The sequence below is a fragment of the Alphaproteobacteria bacterium genome (assembly GCA_017308135.1).
In the GTDB taxonomy this organism is placed as follows: domain Bacteria; phylum Pseudomonadota; class Alphaproteobacteria; order CACIAM-22H2; family CACIAM-22H2; genus Tagaea.
Window position 1 is genome coordinate 297,508 of the sequence record JAFKFM010000008.1, and the last position, 14,795, is coordinate 312,302.

The window sequence follows — 14,795 nt, forward strand, 5'->3', positions numbered from 1 at the left end:
TTACCAACGAACTGGCCAGCGGCAAGCGCCTCGACCTGCTGGGGGCGCCCCCGGGCGTGGACGCCGCTGCCTTGGCCGCTTTGGCGCGCCAGGGCAACGACGTGCTGCATATCGCGCGCGACGATTCGCGCGTGTCGCAATTGCTGGAAGGTTTGCGGTTCTTCCAGGCCCCGGCGACGGTGATCTCGTTCCCGGCCTGGGATTGCTTGCCGTACGACCGCGTCTCGCCGAACAGCGAAGTCGTCAGCCGGCGATTGGATGCGCTGGTCGATCTCGCCCAGCCGCCGGATGCGGGTAAGGGGCGGCGGATCGTTCTGACGACCGTCAACGCGATCACCCAGCGCGTGCCCGCCAAGGCGCAATTCGCCCGCGCGATGTTCCGCGCCGAGACCGGCGGCAAGTTGCGCCTCGACGCGTTGCTCGCCTTCCTGGTGCGCGACGGCTACCGCAAGGCCGAAACGGTGCGCGAGCCCGGCGAATACGCGCTGCGCGGCGGCATCGTCGATCTGTTCCCGCCGGGCTTGGCCGAGCCCGTGCGCCTCGATCTGTTCGGCGACACGCTGGAAGCGATCCGCCGCTTCGATCCGATGACGCAGAAGAGCACCGGGCGGCTGGACGGTTTCGCGCTGAAACCGGTCAGCGAAGTGCTGCTCGACCAAGCGTCGATCGAGCGTTTCCGCACCGGCTATCGCGACAATTTCGGCGCCCCGTCGCCGGCCGATGCGCTGTATGAATCGGTTTCGGCGGGCCAGCGTTACGGCGGCTTCGAACATTGGCTGCCGCTGTTCCACGAAAAGCTGGAAACGCTGTTCGATTATCTGCCAAACGCGGTCGTCTCGCTCGACCCGCAGGCCGACGAAGCCGCCGCGTCGCGCTTCGAACAGATCCAGGAATTCCACGACGCGCGCGCCTTGGCCCGCGAAGCCTTCTCGAAAGGCAAAAACGCCGATCGCTTCGGCGAGAGCGCGTCGGCCTATAACCCGCTGCCGCCGAACGCGCTTTATCTGGCGCCGAAAGAATTCCACGCCGTTCTGGCCGCGCGCGCGACCGTCGCCATGTCGCCCTTCGCGAAAGCGCCGGGCGCCAAGGGCCTGGATGCCGGCGGCAAAATCGGCGTCGATTTCTCCGCCGATCGCGCCAAAGCCGCCGACACCAATCTGTTCGACGCGGTGCGCGCGCGCGTCGCCGCCGAGCGCGCCGCCGGCAAGCGCGTGCTGGTCTGCGCCTATTCGGCCGGGTCGCGCGAACGGCTCGCGCATTTGATGCACGAACACGGCCTGACCGAGACGGCCGTGGTGAAGAATTGGGGCGAGGTCGAGAAACTGCCCCAACAGGTCGTCGCGACGACCGTGTTCGGGCTGGAGAACGGCTTCCAGACAGCGACCGTCGCCGCGATCACCGAGCAGGATATCCTTGGCGATCGTTTGGTGCGCGCGGCGCGCAAGCGCCGTCGGCCCGAGAATTTCCTGACCGAAGCCTCGGCGCTCGCCGAAGGCGATCTGGTCGTGCATGTCGATCACGGTATCGGGCGCTATAACGGCCTCGTGACCATCGAGGTCGCGAACGCGCCGCATGATTGCCTGCGCATTCTCTACGCCGACAACGACAAGCTGTTCGTTCCCGTCGAGAATATCGACACGCTGACGCGCTACGGCTCCGAAGACGCCGGCGCGATGCTCGACAAGCTCGGCGGGGCGGGGTGGCAGGCGCGCAAGTCGAAGGTCAAGAAGCGGATCGCGGATATCGCGAACCATCTGATCAAGCTCGCCGCCGAACGCCAGATGCGCGAAGCCGAACGCTTCACGGTCCCCGAAGGTCTGTTCGACGAGTTTTGCGCGCGGTTTCCCTTTCAGGAAACCGAGGATCAAGCGCGCGCCATCTCGGATTCGATCGAAGATCTGGCGGCGGGCAAGCCGATGGATCGGCTCGTGTGCGGCGACGTCGGCTTCGGCAAAACCGAAGTCGCCTTGCGCGCGGCCTTCGTCGCGGCGATGTCGGGCGTCCAAGTCGCGGTCGTCGTGCCGACCACGCTGCTGGCCCGCCAGCATTTCCGCAATTTCACGCGCCGTTTCGAAGGCTTCCCGATCCGCATCGCGCAGATGTCGCGTCTCGTCTCGGCCAAGGATCAAGCGCAAGCGCGCGCCGACGCTGAATCGGGTGCGGTCGAGATCGTCGTCGGCACGACCGCGCTGCTGGCGAAGGGCGTCAAGTTCCGCCATCTCGGCCTCGTGATCGTCGACGAGGAACAGCATTTCGGCGTGGCGCAGAAGGAGCGCCTCAAGGAAATGCGCTCCGACGTGCATGTGCTCACACTGACCGCAACGCCGATCCCGCGCACGCTGCAAATGGCGCTGACCGGCGTGCGCGATTTGTCGCTGATCGCTTCGCCGCCGGTCGATCGCTTGGCGGTGCGCAGCTTCGTGCTGCCTTTCGATCCCGTGGTGATCCGCGAAGCCATCCTGCGCGAGAAGTTCCGCGGCGGGCAGGTTTTCTACGTCGTGCCGCGCATCGAGGATTTGGGCGCGGTCCGCGAACGGCTTGAAACCCTCGTGCCCGAGTGCAAAGTCGCAATCGCGCACGGCCAATTGCCGCCCACGACGATCGAAAACACGATGTCGGCCTTCGTCGACGGCACCTACGATATTTTGCTATCGACCAACATCGTCGAAAGCGGTCTCGACATCCCGAGCGCGAACACGATCATCCTGCATCGCGCCGACATGTTCGGCCTCGCCCAACTCTATCAGCTGCGCGGGCGCGTCGGCCGGTCGAAGCTGCGCGCTTACGCGTATTTCACCGTGCCCGGCGATCGCGTGCTGACCCAAGCCGCGCAAAAGCGGCTCGAAGTCATGCAGACGCTCGACAGTCTGGGCGCAGGCTTCCAGCTCGCCTCCTACGATCTCGATATTCGCGGGGCCGGCAATCTGCTGGGCGAGGAACAATCGGGCCATATCAAGGAAGTCGGCGTCGAACTCTATCAGCAGCTTCTGGAAGAAGCCGTACGCCAGGCGAAGTCGCGCGGGGCGAAGGGCGAGGACGGTGCGCCGGACGAATGGTCGCCGCAGATCGGCATGGGCATGCCGGTGCTGATCCCGGAGACTTACGTGCAGGATCTGACCGTGCGCCTCGGCCTTTATCGCCGCGTGGCGACGCTGGCCGAGCGCAGCGAGATCGACGCTTTCGCCGCCGAACTCGTCGATCGCTTCGGCCCGATGCCCGACGAGGTGCGCAACCTGCTCGACATTATCGAGCTCAAGCGCCTGTGCCGGGCGGCGGGCGTCGACAAGGTCGATGCGGGGCCCAAGGGTGCGGTGCTCGGCTTCCGGCGCAACAAATTCGCGCGGCCGGAGAAGCTTGTCGATCTGATGATGAAGCAACCGCAGCTCGTGAAGCTGCGCCCCGATCACAAGCTCGTCTATATGCGCGCCTGGGATACGGGCGCGGAGCGACTGAAAGGCATGCGCAAATTCCTGGGCGAACTCGCCAAGCTGGCGGCCTAGGACCCATAACGCGTACTCTACGCGGATGGCCGTCGAATTCCACGCGGAGCCTGCAGATAAGGTCCTCGAAACGCTGGACGCGCGCGCCGAAGGGTTGACGGCGCAGGCCGTCCAAGCGCGCCTCGCGAAATACGGACATAACGCGTTGATCGAACGCGAACGGCCGGGCGCCGCGACGCGCCTCCTCCGGCAATTCCACAACGTGCTGATCTACGTGCTGCTGGCGAGCGGCGCGATCGTGCTGGCACTGGGGCATTTCATCGACGCGGGCGTCATTCTCGTCGTGGTCCTCGTCAACGCGATCGTCGGCTTCGTGCAGGAAGGCAAGGCGGAGGATGCGCTGGCCGCGATCCGCGCGATGGCCGCCCCCGGCGCCAATGTCCTGCGCGACGGCAAACGCGTATCGGTGCCCGTGCGCGATGTCGTGCCCGGCGACATCGTGCTGCTTGAAGCGGGCGATCACGTGCCCGCCGATCTGCGTCTGCTGCGTGCCAGCCGATTGACGATCGAAGAGGCCGCGCTGACCGGCGAATCCGTGCCGGTCGTGAAATCGGCCGATCCAGTCGCGCGCGAAACGCCGCTGGCCGAGCGCGCATCGATGGCTTACGCGGGCACCCTCGTCGCGGCGGGAACCGGGACGGGTGTGGCTGTCGCGACGGGCGCTTCGAGCGAACTCGGCAAGATCGGCCGTCTGGTCAGCGATGTCGACGACACGCCGTCGCCCTTGGTCAAACGCATGGACGCGTTCGGCCGCCAGATCACGATCTTGATTTTGGGATGCGCCGCGATCGTTTTCGCCATCGGCACCTTCGGCCACGGCGCGAAGCTGGACGAAACCTTTCTCGCCGTCGTCGGGCTGGCCGTCGCGGCGATCCCCGAAGGACTCCCGGCGGTTCTGACCATCGTCCTCGCGATCGGCGTCCGCCGGATGGCCAAGCGTAACGCGATCGTGCGCCGCTTGCCGGTCGTCGAGACCTTGGGGTCCGTCGGCGTCATCTGCACCGACAAGACCGGCACGTTGACGCGTAACGAGATGCACGTCGCCGACGCGGTCGGCGACCGGGCGGGCATCGCGATGGCGGCCGTGTTGTGCAACGACGCGGAAGTGAAGGACGGCAAGATCGCCGGCGACCCGATGGAGGGCGCTTTGCTCCATTGGGCGCAAAAAGAGGGGCTCGATCCCCGCGCGACCCGCACGGCGCATCGCCGCATCGACGAGGTCCCGTTCGACGCGGCCCATCGCTACATGCTTACACGCCAAGCCGACGGCACGGCGTGGATAAAGGGGGCACCCGAAGCCGTTCTCGCCATGTGCCCCGGGACGGATATCGACCATTGGCGCAAGATCATCGACGCGCAGGCCGACGAAGGAAGGCGCGTATTGGGATTCGCAACGCAAGGATCGGATGACGCGGCAGCGCGCTTCCTGGGGCTCGTCGGCTTCGTTGATCCGCCGCGCGACGCGGCGAAGGAGGCGGTCGCGGCGTGCCGTTCCGCCGGCATTCAGATCAAGATGATCACCGGCGATCACGCGCGCACCGCTTCCGCCATCGCACGCGAGTTGAAACTTGCGGACGACACAAGGGCGGCCGAGGGCCGCGACCTTGCCGGGCTCGATGCGACGAAGCTCGCCCAAGTCGCGAACGATTGCGCCGTGTTCGCGCGCGCGAGCCCGGAGGACAAGCTGCGCTTGGTCGATGCGCTGCAAGCGCAAGGCAAGGTCGTGGCGATGACCGGCGACGGCGTGAACGACGCGCCGGCCTTGAAACGCGCGGATATCGGCGTCGCGATGGGGCGCAAAGGTACGCATGCCGCAAAGGAAGCGGCGGGAATCGTCCTCGCCGACGACGATTTCTCCACCATCGTCGCGGCGGTGCGTGAAGGCCGCACGGTCTACGACAATATCCGCAAGGTCGTCGTGTGGATGATGCCGACGAATGGCGGCGAAGCGCTGCTGGTGGCGCTGGCCGTTTTGTTCGGCGTGGCCCTGCCGATCACGCCCGTACAGATCTTGTGGGTCAATCTGGTGACCGAAGGCGCGCTGGGTTTGGCCCTGGCCTTCGAACCCGGCGAGCCGGACGCGATGCGCCGGCCGCCGCGCGACCCGAAGGAAAGTTTGATCGGCGGCGAGTTGGTGTGGCGCATCGTTTCCATATCGTTGGCGATGGCGCTCGGCACTTTCGCGGTTCACGCATGGGCGCTGGGGGCGGGTTACGACGCGGCCATGGCGCGCACGGTCGCGGTCAACACGATCGTCTTCATGCAGATCGGCTATCTGTTCTCGGTGCGTTACGCCCACGGGCCGGCGCTGACGATCGAAGGCTTGAAAGGCACCGCAGCGGTCTGGATCGGTGTCGCGATCTGCTTCGGCGCGCAAATGGCGTTCACCTACGCGGCGCCGTTCCACACGATTTTCGGGTCGGCGGCACTGGATGCGCGCGCGATGGCGGTCTGCGCGGGAGCCGCCGCCGCGTTGTTCTTCCTCGCCGAGGCCGACAAATTGCTGCGCCGCGCGTTGCGGAAACGTTAGGCGGTTTCGCGTTCGGCCCGTACGCGCGCGAAGACTTCGGCGAAAGCCTCGGGCGGTTGCGCGCCGGAGACGGCGTATTTACGTTCCACGATGAAGCAGGGCACGCCCTGCACGCCGATCTGGCGGGCGAAGTCGATCGCTTCCAGCGTTTCGGCCTCGTCTTCCGTGCCGTCGAGATAGGCGGCCGTCCCCGTCGGATCCATGCCGAGCGCGCCGGCGATGGCGGCGAGGGTGGCCGTGTCGCCGACATCCTGCCCGCGCATGAAATAGCCGGTGAAAAGCGCCTCGACCAATTGGTCCTGAAGCCCCTTCGCTTCGGCATGCTTGATCAGGCGATGCGCCTTCAGCGTGTTGGGCGAACGCTTGATCGCGTCGAAATCGAAGGGAATGCCTTCCTCCAGCCCGATCGCGGTCAGGCGCTTGTGGATTTCGGCGATCCGTTCCTCGCCGAATTTGGCGCGCATATACTCGCGCCGATCCATGCCCTCGGGCGGCAGATCGGGATTGAGCTGGTAGGGCCGCCAGCCGACGATGATTTCGCCGGGCGCTTCGGCGGCCAGCGCACGTTCCAACCGGCGCTTGCCGACGAAACACCAGGGACAGACGACGTCTGAAACGATATCGATGCGGATCATGAGAAGAACTTAGCACCCTCGCGGTTGACGGGCGAGGGGGACGGGCCCGACAATCGATATCGACAGGGAGACCGCCCGTGGCCGCGAAAACCAAGCCCGATCCGTACGAGCTCGACCTCGGCAAAACACGGGCGAACTACGCCCAATTGACGCCGCTGACCTTCCTGTTCCGTACCGCCGCAACCTATCCGAAGAAGGCGGCGGCGATCCACGGCCGCACGACGATCACCTATGCGGCGATGGCCGCGCGCGTGCGCCGCTTCGCGTCCGCATTGGTCAAGCGCGGTGTAAAAAAGGGCGACACCGTCGCGATTTTGGCGCCGAATATTCCGGCGATGCTGGAAGCGCATTACGCCGTCCCTTTGGCGGGCGCGATCCTCAATCCGCTGAACTATCGCCTCGACGCCGCGACGATCGCCTTCATCCTCGATCACGCGAACGCCAAGGTGCTGCTGGTCGACCGCGAGTTTTCCGCCACGGCCGACGCGGCTTTGCGCCAGTGCAAGGCCAAGCCTTTGGTGATCGATATCGACGATCCCGAATATGACGGGGCGGGGGCGAAACTCGGCGCCGTCGAGTACGAGGATTTCCTGACCCAAGGCGAGCCCGATTATCCCGGTCGCTGGCCGGAGGACGAGTGGCAGGCGATCTGCCTGCTTTATACGTCCGGCACGACGGGCGATCCGAAGGGTGTCGTCTATCACCATCGCGGCGCGTATCTGAACGCGCTGGGCAACGCGCTCGCCTTCGGGCTGCGGCCGGAAAGCGTGTATCTGTGGACGCTGCCGATGTTCCATTGCTCGGGTTGGAGCTACACCTGGGCCGCGACCGCGCTGGGTTCGACGCATATCTGCCTGCGGCGCGTCGATCCGGCGTTGATTTTCTCGGCGATCGCGACCCACAAGGTCACGCATATGTGCGGCGCGCCGATCGTGCTCAATCTGCTCGCCCATGCGCCGGCCGACGTGAAGCGCAAACTGCCCCATCGCGTGGAGGTCGCCACGGGCGGTGCCGCCCCGCCCTCGGCGATCATCGCAAGCATGGAGGAACTCGGCTTTCGCGTGACGCATCTTTACGGCCTCACCGAAAGCTACGGCCCCGCGACGATCTGCGAATGGCAGAGCGGCTGGGCGGAACTGCCGCTCGATCAGCGCGCACGCCTGATCTCACGCCAGGGTGTTCGCTACATCACGGCCGACGACCTGACCTTGCGCGACGCCGATACGGGCGAGGAAGTGCCCAGCGACGGCAAGACGCTGGGTGAGATTTGCCTGCGCGGCAACACGATCATGAAGGGCTATCTCAAAAATCCGAAAGCCACGCGCAAGGCGTTTCGCGGCGGCTGGTTTTGGACCGGCGATCTCGCCGTGCGTCACCCCGACGGCTATGTCGAGGTCAAAGACCGATCGAAAGACATCATCATTTCCGGCGGCGAGAACATCTCCTCGCTCGAAGTCGAAGAAGCGCTCTACAAACATCCCGCGATCATGGAAGCGGCGGTCGTCGCCAAACCCGACGCGAAATGGGGCGAAACGCCCTGCGCCTTCGTGACGCTGAAGCCGGGCGTTTCGCCGGTCGCGGCCAAGGAAATTTCCGATTGGCTGCGCGGGCGGATCGCGGGCTACAAAGTGCCAAGATTCGTGGTGTTTGGCCCGCTGCCGAAAACCTCGACCGGCAAGATCCAGAAATTCACGCTGCGCGAGCGTGCGAAGGACATCAAGTGAGCGCGATCTTCGATTTGACCGGTAAGGTCGCGCTCGTCACCGGCGCTTCGTCGGGGCTGGGCGCCCATATGGCCAAGACGCTCGCGAAATCTGGTGCCAAAGTCGCCATCGCCGCGCGGCGCGTCGATCGGCTTGAAGCGCTCGCGGCCGAGATCGCTGCCGCCGGGGGCCGGGCTTTGCCCGTCGCGATGGATGTGACCGATGCGCAAAGCGTGACCCGCGCCTTCGACGAAGCGGAGACCGAACTCGGCGCGCTTGGCGTTGTGGTCAACAATGCCGGGATCGCGCGGAAAGAGAACGCGACCGCGATCGACGATCCGGCGTGGCGCGAAACCCTCGCCACCAATCTCGATGGCGCCAATCTGGTGGCGCGCGCGGCCCTCGCCGCATTCCGCAAGCATGGCCATGGCGGGTCGCTGGTCAATATCGCGTCGATCCTGGGCTTGCGCGTGTCGGCGCGCGTCCCCGCCTATTCGGCGGCGAAAGCGGCGCTGATCAGCCTGACCCAAACGCTGGCGCTGGTCGCGGCGAAGGACGGTATCCGCGTCAACGCGATCGCGCCCGGCTATATCGAAACCGATCTGAACCGCGAATATCTCAACTCGCAAGCCGGCGCCAAAATGGTCGAGCGCGTGGCAATGGGCCGCTTCGGCCGTCCCGAAGACCTCGACGGCGCATTGCTGTTGCTCGCCGCCGATGCCGGGCGCTACATGACGGGCGCGGTTCTGGTCGTCGATGGCGGACATACGCTGTCGTTTCTCTAAGGGAGTTGCAGAAACTATGATCGTTGATGTCCGCACCTATACGGCCCAGCCGGGCCTCGTGCCGAAATATTTCGCCGATTACGCGGCGCAAGCCTTCGCGACGCAGACCAAGCATCTCGGCAATCCGCTCGGCTACTACATGGTCGAAACCGGCGTCGTGAACACCGTCGTCCATCTCTGGGGCTACAAGGATATCGCCGAGCGGCAAGCCAAGCGCGACGCGCTCTACGCCGATCCGGTTTGGCAGGCCTGGATGAAGGACAATGCCGGCACATTCGTGGCGCAGAACAACACGATCATGAAGAATGTGCCGTTTTGGCCGGCCGAAGGGCACGGGCAGGGCGGTTACGGCTTGGTCGATTTCCGCAACTACACCTTCAAGCATGGCAAGCTGGGCGAATTCTTCAAGCTCTACAAGGAAGAAGGCTGGCCCGTGCAGTCGAAGATCCTCGGCAATTGCATCGGCTACTATCAATCCGACATTGGCGGCCTCAACCAGATCCTGCATCTGTGGGCCTATAAGGATGCGGCCGACCGTGCCGCGCGCCGCGCGGCGCTGGGCGCCGATCCGGCGTGGAAGGCTTACCTCGCCAAAGCCTCGCCGCTGCTGATGCGCATGGAAAACACGCTGCTGGTCAACGCGCCGTTCTTCAAGCCGTAAGGTCCGCTCATGGATTTCGCCCTCGCCCCGAAGATCGAGAAAACCCGTGCGGCGATCCGCGCCTTCGTCGAGAAGGAGCTAATCCCGCTGGAGGATCACGACATCAATTGGGGCGACGGCGAAAACGTGCGGCTCGACACGCTCGCCAAACTGCGCGCCAAGGCGAAGAAGGCGGGCATTTGGGCGCTGCAAACGCCCAAGGAACTGGGCGGCGGCGGTTTGAATATGGCCGCGATGGCCGTGTGCTACGAGGAGATGGGCCGCGCATTGTTCGGGCCCGTCACCTTCAACTCCGCCGCCCCCGACGACGGCAACATGATGCTGCTGGCCAAGGTCGCTACGGCCGCGCAGAAGAAGAAATGGCTGCTGCCGATCGTCGACGGGCGCGTGTGCTCGTCCTTCGTGATGACCGAGCCGCATCCCGGCTCCGGCTCCGATCCCACGATGATGCTGACGACCGCGACCAAGAAACGCGGCAAGTGGATCGTCAAAGGCCGCAAATGGTTCATTACCGGGGCGGGGCAGGCGAAGCACTTCATCCTGATCGCGCGCACGTCGAACGACGCGCGCAAAGGCCTGTCCGCCTTTCTGTTCCACGCCGATCAGCCGGGCTGGCGGATCGTGCGACGCATCCCGATCATGGGGCCGGAGGAACATGGCGGCCATTGCGAGATCGAGTTCGACGGGCTGGAGATCGCAGATGCCGACCGCCTGATGGATGTGGGCGACGGGTTGAAGGCCACGCAAATCCGCCTCGGCCCGGCGCGCCTGACGCATTGCATGCGCTGGCTCGGTATGGCGCGCCGCGCGCTGGAAATCGCGTTGCCCTATGTCGAACAGCGCAAAAGCTTCGGCAGCAAGCTGATCGACCATGAAGGCGTGCAATGGATGCTGGGCGAGGCGGCGATGAATATCGAAATCGGCCGCTTGCTGACCATGCGCGCGGCATGGAAACTCGACCAAGGCGATTTCGCGCGAAAGGAGGTGTCGATGGCCAAGGTCGCCGTCGCCGATGTGCTGCACAAATCGATCGACACGGCGATCCAGTTGCTCGGCGCCAAGGGCTATTCGCGCGACGTGAAACTCGAATGGATGTATCGCTACGCGCGCCAAGCACGCTTGGTCGATGGCGCGTCCGAAGTGCACAAGATGGTGCTCGCCAAATTCCTCGCCAAGGAAGGCACGGAGTTCTGGGCGTGGCGCTGAACCCGGCGACCGCGTCGCCGATCCTGGCAGGCTGGCTGATCGGCGCGCTCGGCGCCAATCAGGTGCAGGTCGCGCGCCTGCACAAGCTCTCCGGCGGCGCCATTCAGGAAAACTGGGCCTTCGACGCGCGCGTGCGCGGCGGCAAATACGAAGGCGTGATCCCCTGCGTGCTGCGCACCGATGCGCCCACGGGTGTCGCCGTCAGCCATAGCCGTGCGGCCGAATACGCGATCCTGAAAGCCGCGTTCGCCGCCGGCGTCAAAGTGCCCGAACCGCTGGGGGCTTGCGAAGATGCCGGCGTGATCGGCAAGCCGTTCTACGTGATGCGGCGCCTGGAAGGCACGGCGCTTGGCCATATCCTGACCGACGATCGCAAATGGCAGGGCGACCGCGCGAAACTCGCCCACGACCTCGGCGCCGAACTCGCCAAGCTGCATAAGGTCGTGCCGCCGCGCGCCGATCTTTCCTTCCTCAAGAAGCTCGAGACGTCGCCCGCGTTGGCGGCGATCGGCGAATATCGCGCATGGCTCGATACCTATCGCGATCCGCGGCCCGCGCTGGAATATGCGTTGCGCTGGCTGGAACTGAACGCGCCGGCGAAAGGCGCAATCGCGCTGTGCCATCGCGACTATCGCACCGGCAATTACATGGCCGACGACGAGGGCCTCACCGGCATTCTCGATTGGGAATTCGCGGGTTGGAGCGATCCCGACGAAGATCTCGGGTGGTTCTGCGCCAAATGCTGGCGCTTCGGCCGCTGGGATCGCGCGGCGGGCGGCATCGGGGCGCGTGAGGATTTTCTGGCGGGTTACGGCCTCACCGTGGCGCCTGAAACGCTACGCTATTGGGAAATCATGGCCCATGCGCGCTGGGCGGTGATCGCGCTCCAGCAAGGCGATCGTTTCGTGGGCGGCGGCGAAGCCTCGCTCGACCTCGCACTCACCGGAAGGCGCATCGCCGAGCTCGAATTCGAATTGCTGAACGAGATCGCACCCGATGCGGCGCCCGGATTCGATCTGCCGTCCTTGCCGGGCGACCGCGCCGACGCGCTGGAATTGCTCGGCATCGCACGCGATACGCTGACCAAGAATCTTCTGTCGCTGTTGCCCGAGGAAAAGCGCCTGGACTCGTTGATGGTCGCGAACGCGTTGTCGATCGCCGCGCGCGAATTCGAGAAGGCGGCCACGCCGCGCATCGATCCAGCTGCGGGCAAGGCGCTCGTCGCGGCGATCCGTTCGGGAAAACACGATAACGATGCGGGGCTGGTGGGCGCCTTGCGCGAAAACGCGCGCGTTCGAACGGCGCTGGCGAACCCGAAATATCCGGGCGTTTCTACCAGCCGTTAACCCGGTTCCAGACTTCGACGATTTCGTCAGAACCATCGACGACGTGATAGCGGTCGTACATCGCCGCCGTCATGCAGACATGGTTGGGCAGTACGACCAAGCGCCCGCCGACAGGATAATCGGCATAAGGGAATGGATCGACCTGATCGAGCCCGCGCGCATAGCTGGCGATCCCGTGCTCCTGATGCACGTCGAGGATCGCGAGCGGCTTTTCCGGCAAGGCGCCGGTCGCCGGACGCAATAATCCGAAGCCCGCATCCATATGCCGGTTGGCGCCGGTATCCTTCGACAAGGCGAGGGCGCCGGCGTCGAGCAGGATCTGTTTGCGCGCGGTGCGATGCGAAGTGATCGTCGTCAGCACGCCGACGGCGACGTCGCCGATCTCGCAGCTGCCGATCCCGGTCTGGAACAGATCGAAGAACACGAAATTGCCGGGCCGCATTTCGGTGACGCCGGCAAGGTGCTTGCCGTAAAGCGCCGTCGGCGTCGACCCGACGCTGACGATATCCACTTTACGCCCTTGCGCGCGCAAATGCTCGGCCGCCGCGACCACGCCGGCGCGCTCATCCTCGGCGATTTCCTGAATCTCGGAAATGCCGTCGGCCCCATAGGAATGGCCCGCATGGGCGAGCACGCCCGCGAGCATCCCGGCATCGTCCAAAATCTTACCGATCGCGTCGAGCTCGGGCGAGGCGGGCAGCACGCCCGCGCGCTCACCGCCGGTTTCGATCTCGATCAACGTGCGGAACTTGACGCCCAACGCCTTGCCGCGTTCGGCGATGGCTTGCGCCACGCCGACTTCGTCGGTGAGGATTTTAAGATCGACGCCGCCCGCCATCAGCTTCGCCGCGCGGTCGAGCTTGTCGGGCGAGATGCCGACCGCATAGACGATGTCGGTGAAGCCGTGCTTGGCGAAATATTCGGCTTCGGCCAGCGTCGAGACGGTAATCGGTCCCGCTTTGCCGCCGTGCACGCGGCGCGCGACCTCCGCCGATTTCGCGGTCTTCATATGCGGGCGCAGCGTCACGCCCAATTCCTTCGCACGGGCGTTCATGCGCGCGATGTTGCGCGTCAGAACCGCGCGATCGAGAACGAGGCAGGGGGTTTGAAGATCGGCGAGCCGCATCAGGGGCGGGGCGCGCCGACCGCCGGGGCCTGGGCGCGCATCAGCGCGTCGATATGCCAGCCTTGGAACATCCGGATGCCGACGGCTTGGCCAAGCTCGAACGCCAGCGGCGTTTCGCAGCGGCTCATGATCACGCGGTTGATGTCGGCCTCGGCCAGCATGGCGCCGAGCCCGCGCATCTTCCAATCCTCGGCATGGTCCTTCATGAAGACCATCTTGATGAGGTCGGCGCGCAGATCGGCGCGACGGAAGAAGGTCAGCACGTCGGGCGTGAGGCCGTCGAGCAGCGTGCGGTACCCGGCCTTCTGCAGCACGTCGACCGCGCGGTTATAGCCTTCGAGATCGGCGAACACGTCGAAGCGCGGCAGTTCGACGATGATGTTGCCCTTCGCGAGGAACGTGCCGATGCGTTGATCGAATTCGCGGAACTTGTCGGACAGCACCGTCTCGACCGTCAGATTGATCGAGATATTGCCCGACGTCTTGCCGAGATAGCCTTCCTGCAACGCGCGCAGCAGGCGGTGATCGAAGGTGCGGAACAGCATCTGCAACAGGCCGCGCTGGCCGCGCATATTGAGGCGCGGCTGCATCAGGTTGCGCACGTCGTTCACGGAGAAATAATACTCGCGGAAGATCGGGCGCAGCTGGTTGCCGGTCAGCGCGATGCAGATCGGCTGGTTGCGCAGGAACGATTTGATGTCGGACCGGCCGAAAATCTCCTCCGTCGCCGACAGCGACGAAGCGGTGAAGGCCTGGAAGTTTTGCGCGAACAACGGCGGCGGGGCGTTGGCGCCGGCGCGCTGAAGGGCGCGGGTGCGTGCGTCCTGCTGGCTCTTGTAATCCTCCAGCGCCGCGCGCGCGTAATCGTGGAAATCGTTGAACTGCGTTTCGAAATTATACCAGGTGCAGCTCTCTTCGATTTCCTCGTCGGGCAGGCCCGTGGCGACCGAGTGGCGGCGGAGCAGATCGTCGAGCTCCGTCACGACGCTTTCGAACTGGTTCGGGTTGTCGACGCGGAAGATGAACACGATGTCGAAATTGGAAAGCTGATAGACGCTGCCTTCGAGGCGGCCGACCATTTCGCGGATCGCGTGGAACACGACGTAGAAATTCTCGCGCCGCCGGTTGAACCATTGCGAGCGCTTCATCGACAGCACGACCGCCATGCGCGGAACGGTGTTACCCGTCCGCTTGATGCGGTCGATGTCGGAGATCAGCGTCTCTTCGTCGGTTCTGGGATTGGTGGGCGCGTCCATCAGCGTCTGTGATCGGCGAGTGGGAAAGGGCGGCGAAAGTCTTAACG

General features: G+C 65.0%; 10 protein-coding genes and 1 pseudogene. 8 read left to right on the top strand and 3 right to left on the bottom strand.

The features are described 5' to 3' along the window. Positions 1 to 11: 11 nt before the first annotated feature. Together mfd and J0H39_09760 are read left to right on the top strand one after the other, a co-directional pair. A complete protein-coding gene (mfd, locus tag J0H39_09755; protein ID MBN9497031.1) occupies positions 12 to 3,500 on the top strand; it encodes a transcription-repair coupling factor in 3,489 nt (1,162 codons plus the stop codon). Positions 3,501 to 3,525: 25 nt separating this feature from the next. After that, positions 3,526 to 6,030, top strand: a complete 2,505-nt coding sequence (locus J0H39_09760) for an HAD-IC family P-type ATPase (protein MBN9497032.1) — start codon at positions 3,526 to 3,528, stop codon at positions 6,028 to 6,030. Here J0H39_09760 and J0H39_09765 read toward each other — a convergent pair. Beyond that, positions 6,027 to 6,665 carry a DsbA family oxidoreductase gene (locus J0H39_09765; protein MBN9497033.1) on the bottom strand — a complete coding sequence of 213 codons (639 nt, stop codon included), beginning with the start codon at positions 6,663 to 6,665 and terminating at the stop codon, positions 6,027 to 6,029. The genes J0H39_09760 and J0H39_09765 overlap by 4 nt on opposite strands. Before the next feature lie 77 nt (positions 6,666 to 6,742). Between J0H39_09765 and J0H39_09770 the strand changes: the two genes are divergently transcribed. The 6 genes and pseudogenes from J0H39_09770 (at position 6,743) to J0H39_09795 (ending at position 12,366) form a co-directional block, all read left to right on the top strand. Continuing rightward, positions 6,743 to 8,389, top strand: a complete 1,647-nt coding sequence (locus J0H39_09770; protein ID MBN9497034.1) for an acyl-CoA synthetase — start codon at positions 6,743 to 6,745, stop codon at positions 8,387 to 8,389. After that, positions 8,386 to 9,153: an SDR family oxidoreductase gene (locus J0H39_09775; protein ID MBN9497035.1), complete on the top strand. Its 768-nt coding sequence runs from the start codon at positions 8,386 to 8,388 to the stop codon at positions 9,151 to 9,153. Before J0H39_09770 ends, J0H39_09775 begins: the two co-directional genes overlap by 4 nt. 16 nt (positions 9,154 to 9,169) lie before the next feature. Continuing rightward, positions 9,170 to 9,469: pseudogene (locus J0H39_09780) on the top strand (NIPSNAP family protein). Continuing rightward, positions 9,452 to 9,814 carry an NIPSNAP family protein gene (locus tag J0H39_09785; protein ID MBN9497036.1) on the top strand — a complete coding sequence of 121 codons (363 nt, stop codon included), beginning with the start codon at positions 9,452 to 9,454 and terminating at the stop codon, positions 9,812 to 9,814. The pseudogene J0H39_09780 and the gene J0H39_09785 overlap by 18 nt, the downstream one beginning before the upstream one ends. Before the next feature lie 9 nt (positions 9,815 to 9,823). Next, a complete protein-coding gene (locus tag J0H39_09790; protein MBN9497037.1) occupies positions 9,824 to 11,020 on the top strand; it encodes an acyl-CoA dehydrogenase family protein in 1,197 nt (398 codons plus the stop codon). Beyond that, entirely contained in the window at positions 10,903 to 12,366 is a 1,464-nt protein-coding gene (locus J0H39_09795; protein MBN9497038.1) for a phosphotransferase family protein, read from the top strand. The genes J0H39_09790 and J0H39_09795 overlap by 118 nt, the downstream gene beginning before the upstream one ends. On the opposite strand, the gene J0H39_09800 is transcribed toward J0H39_09795, so the two are convergent. Then, positions 12,353 to 13,492 carry an alanine racemase gene (locus J0H39_09800; GenBank protein MBN9497039.1) on the bottom strand — a complete coding sequence of 380 codons (1,140 nt, stop codon included), beginning with the start codon at positions 13,490 to 13,492 and terminating at the stop codon, positions 12,353 to 12,355. The two genes, J0H39_09795 and J0H39_09800, sit on opposite strands and share 14 nt — an antisense overlap. Continuing rightward, positions 13,492 to 14,748: an EAL domain-containing protein gene (locus J0H39_09805; GenBank protein MBN9497040.1), complete on the bottom strand. Its 1,257-nt coding sequence runs from the start codon at positions 14,746 to 14,748 to the stop codon at positions 13,492 to 13,494. Before J0H39_09805 ends, J0H39_09800 begins: the two co-directional genes overlap by 1 nt. Positions 14,749 to 14,795: the final 47 nt, after the last annotated feature.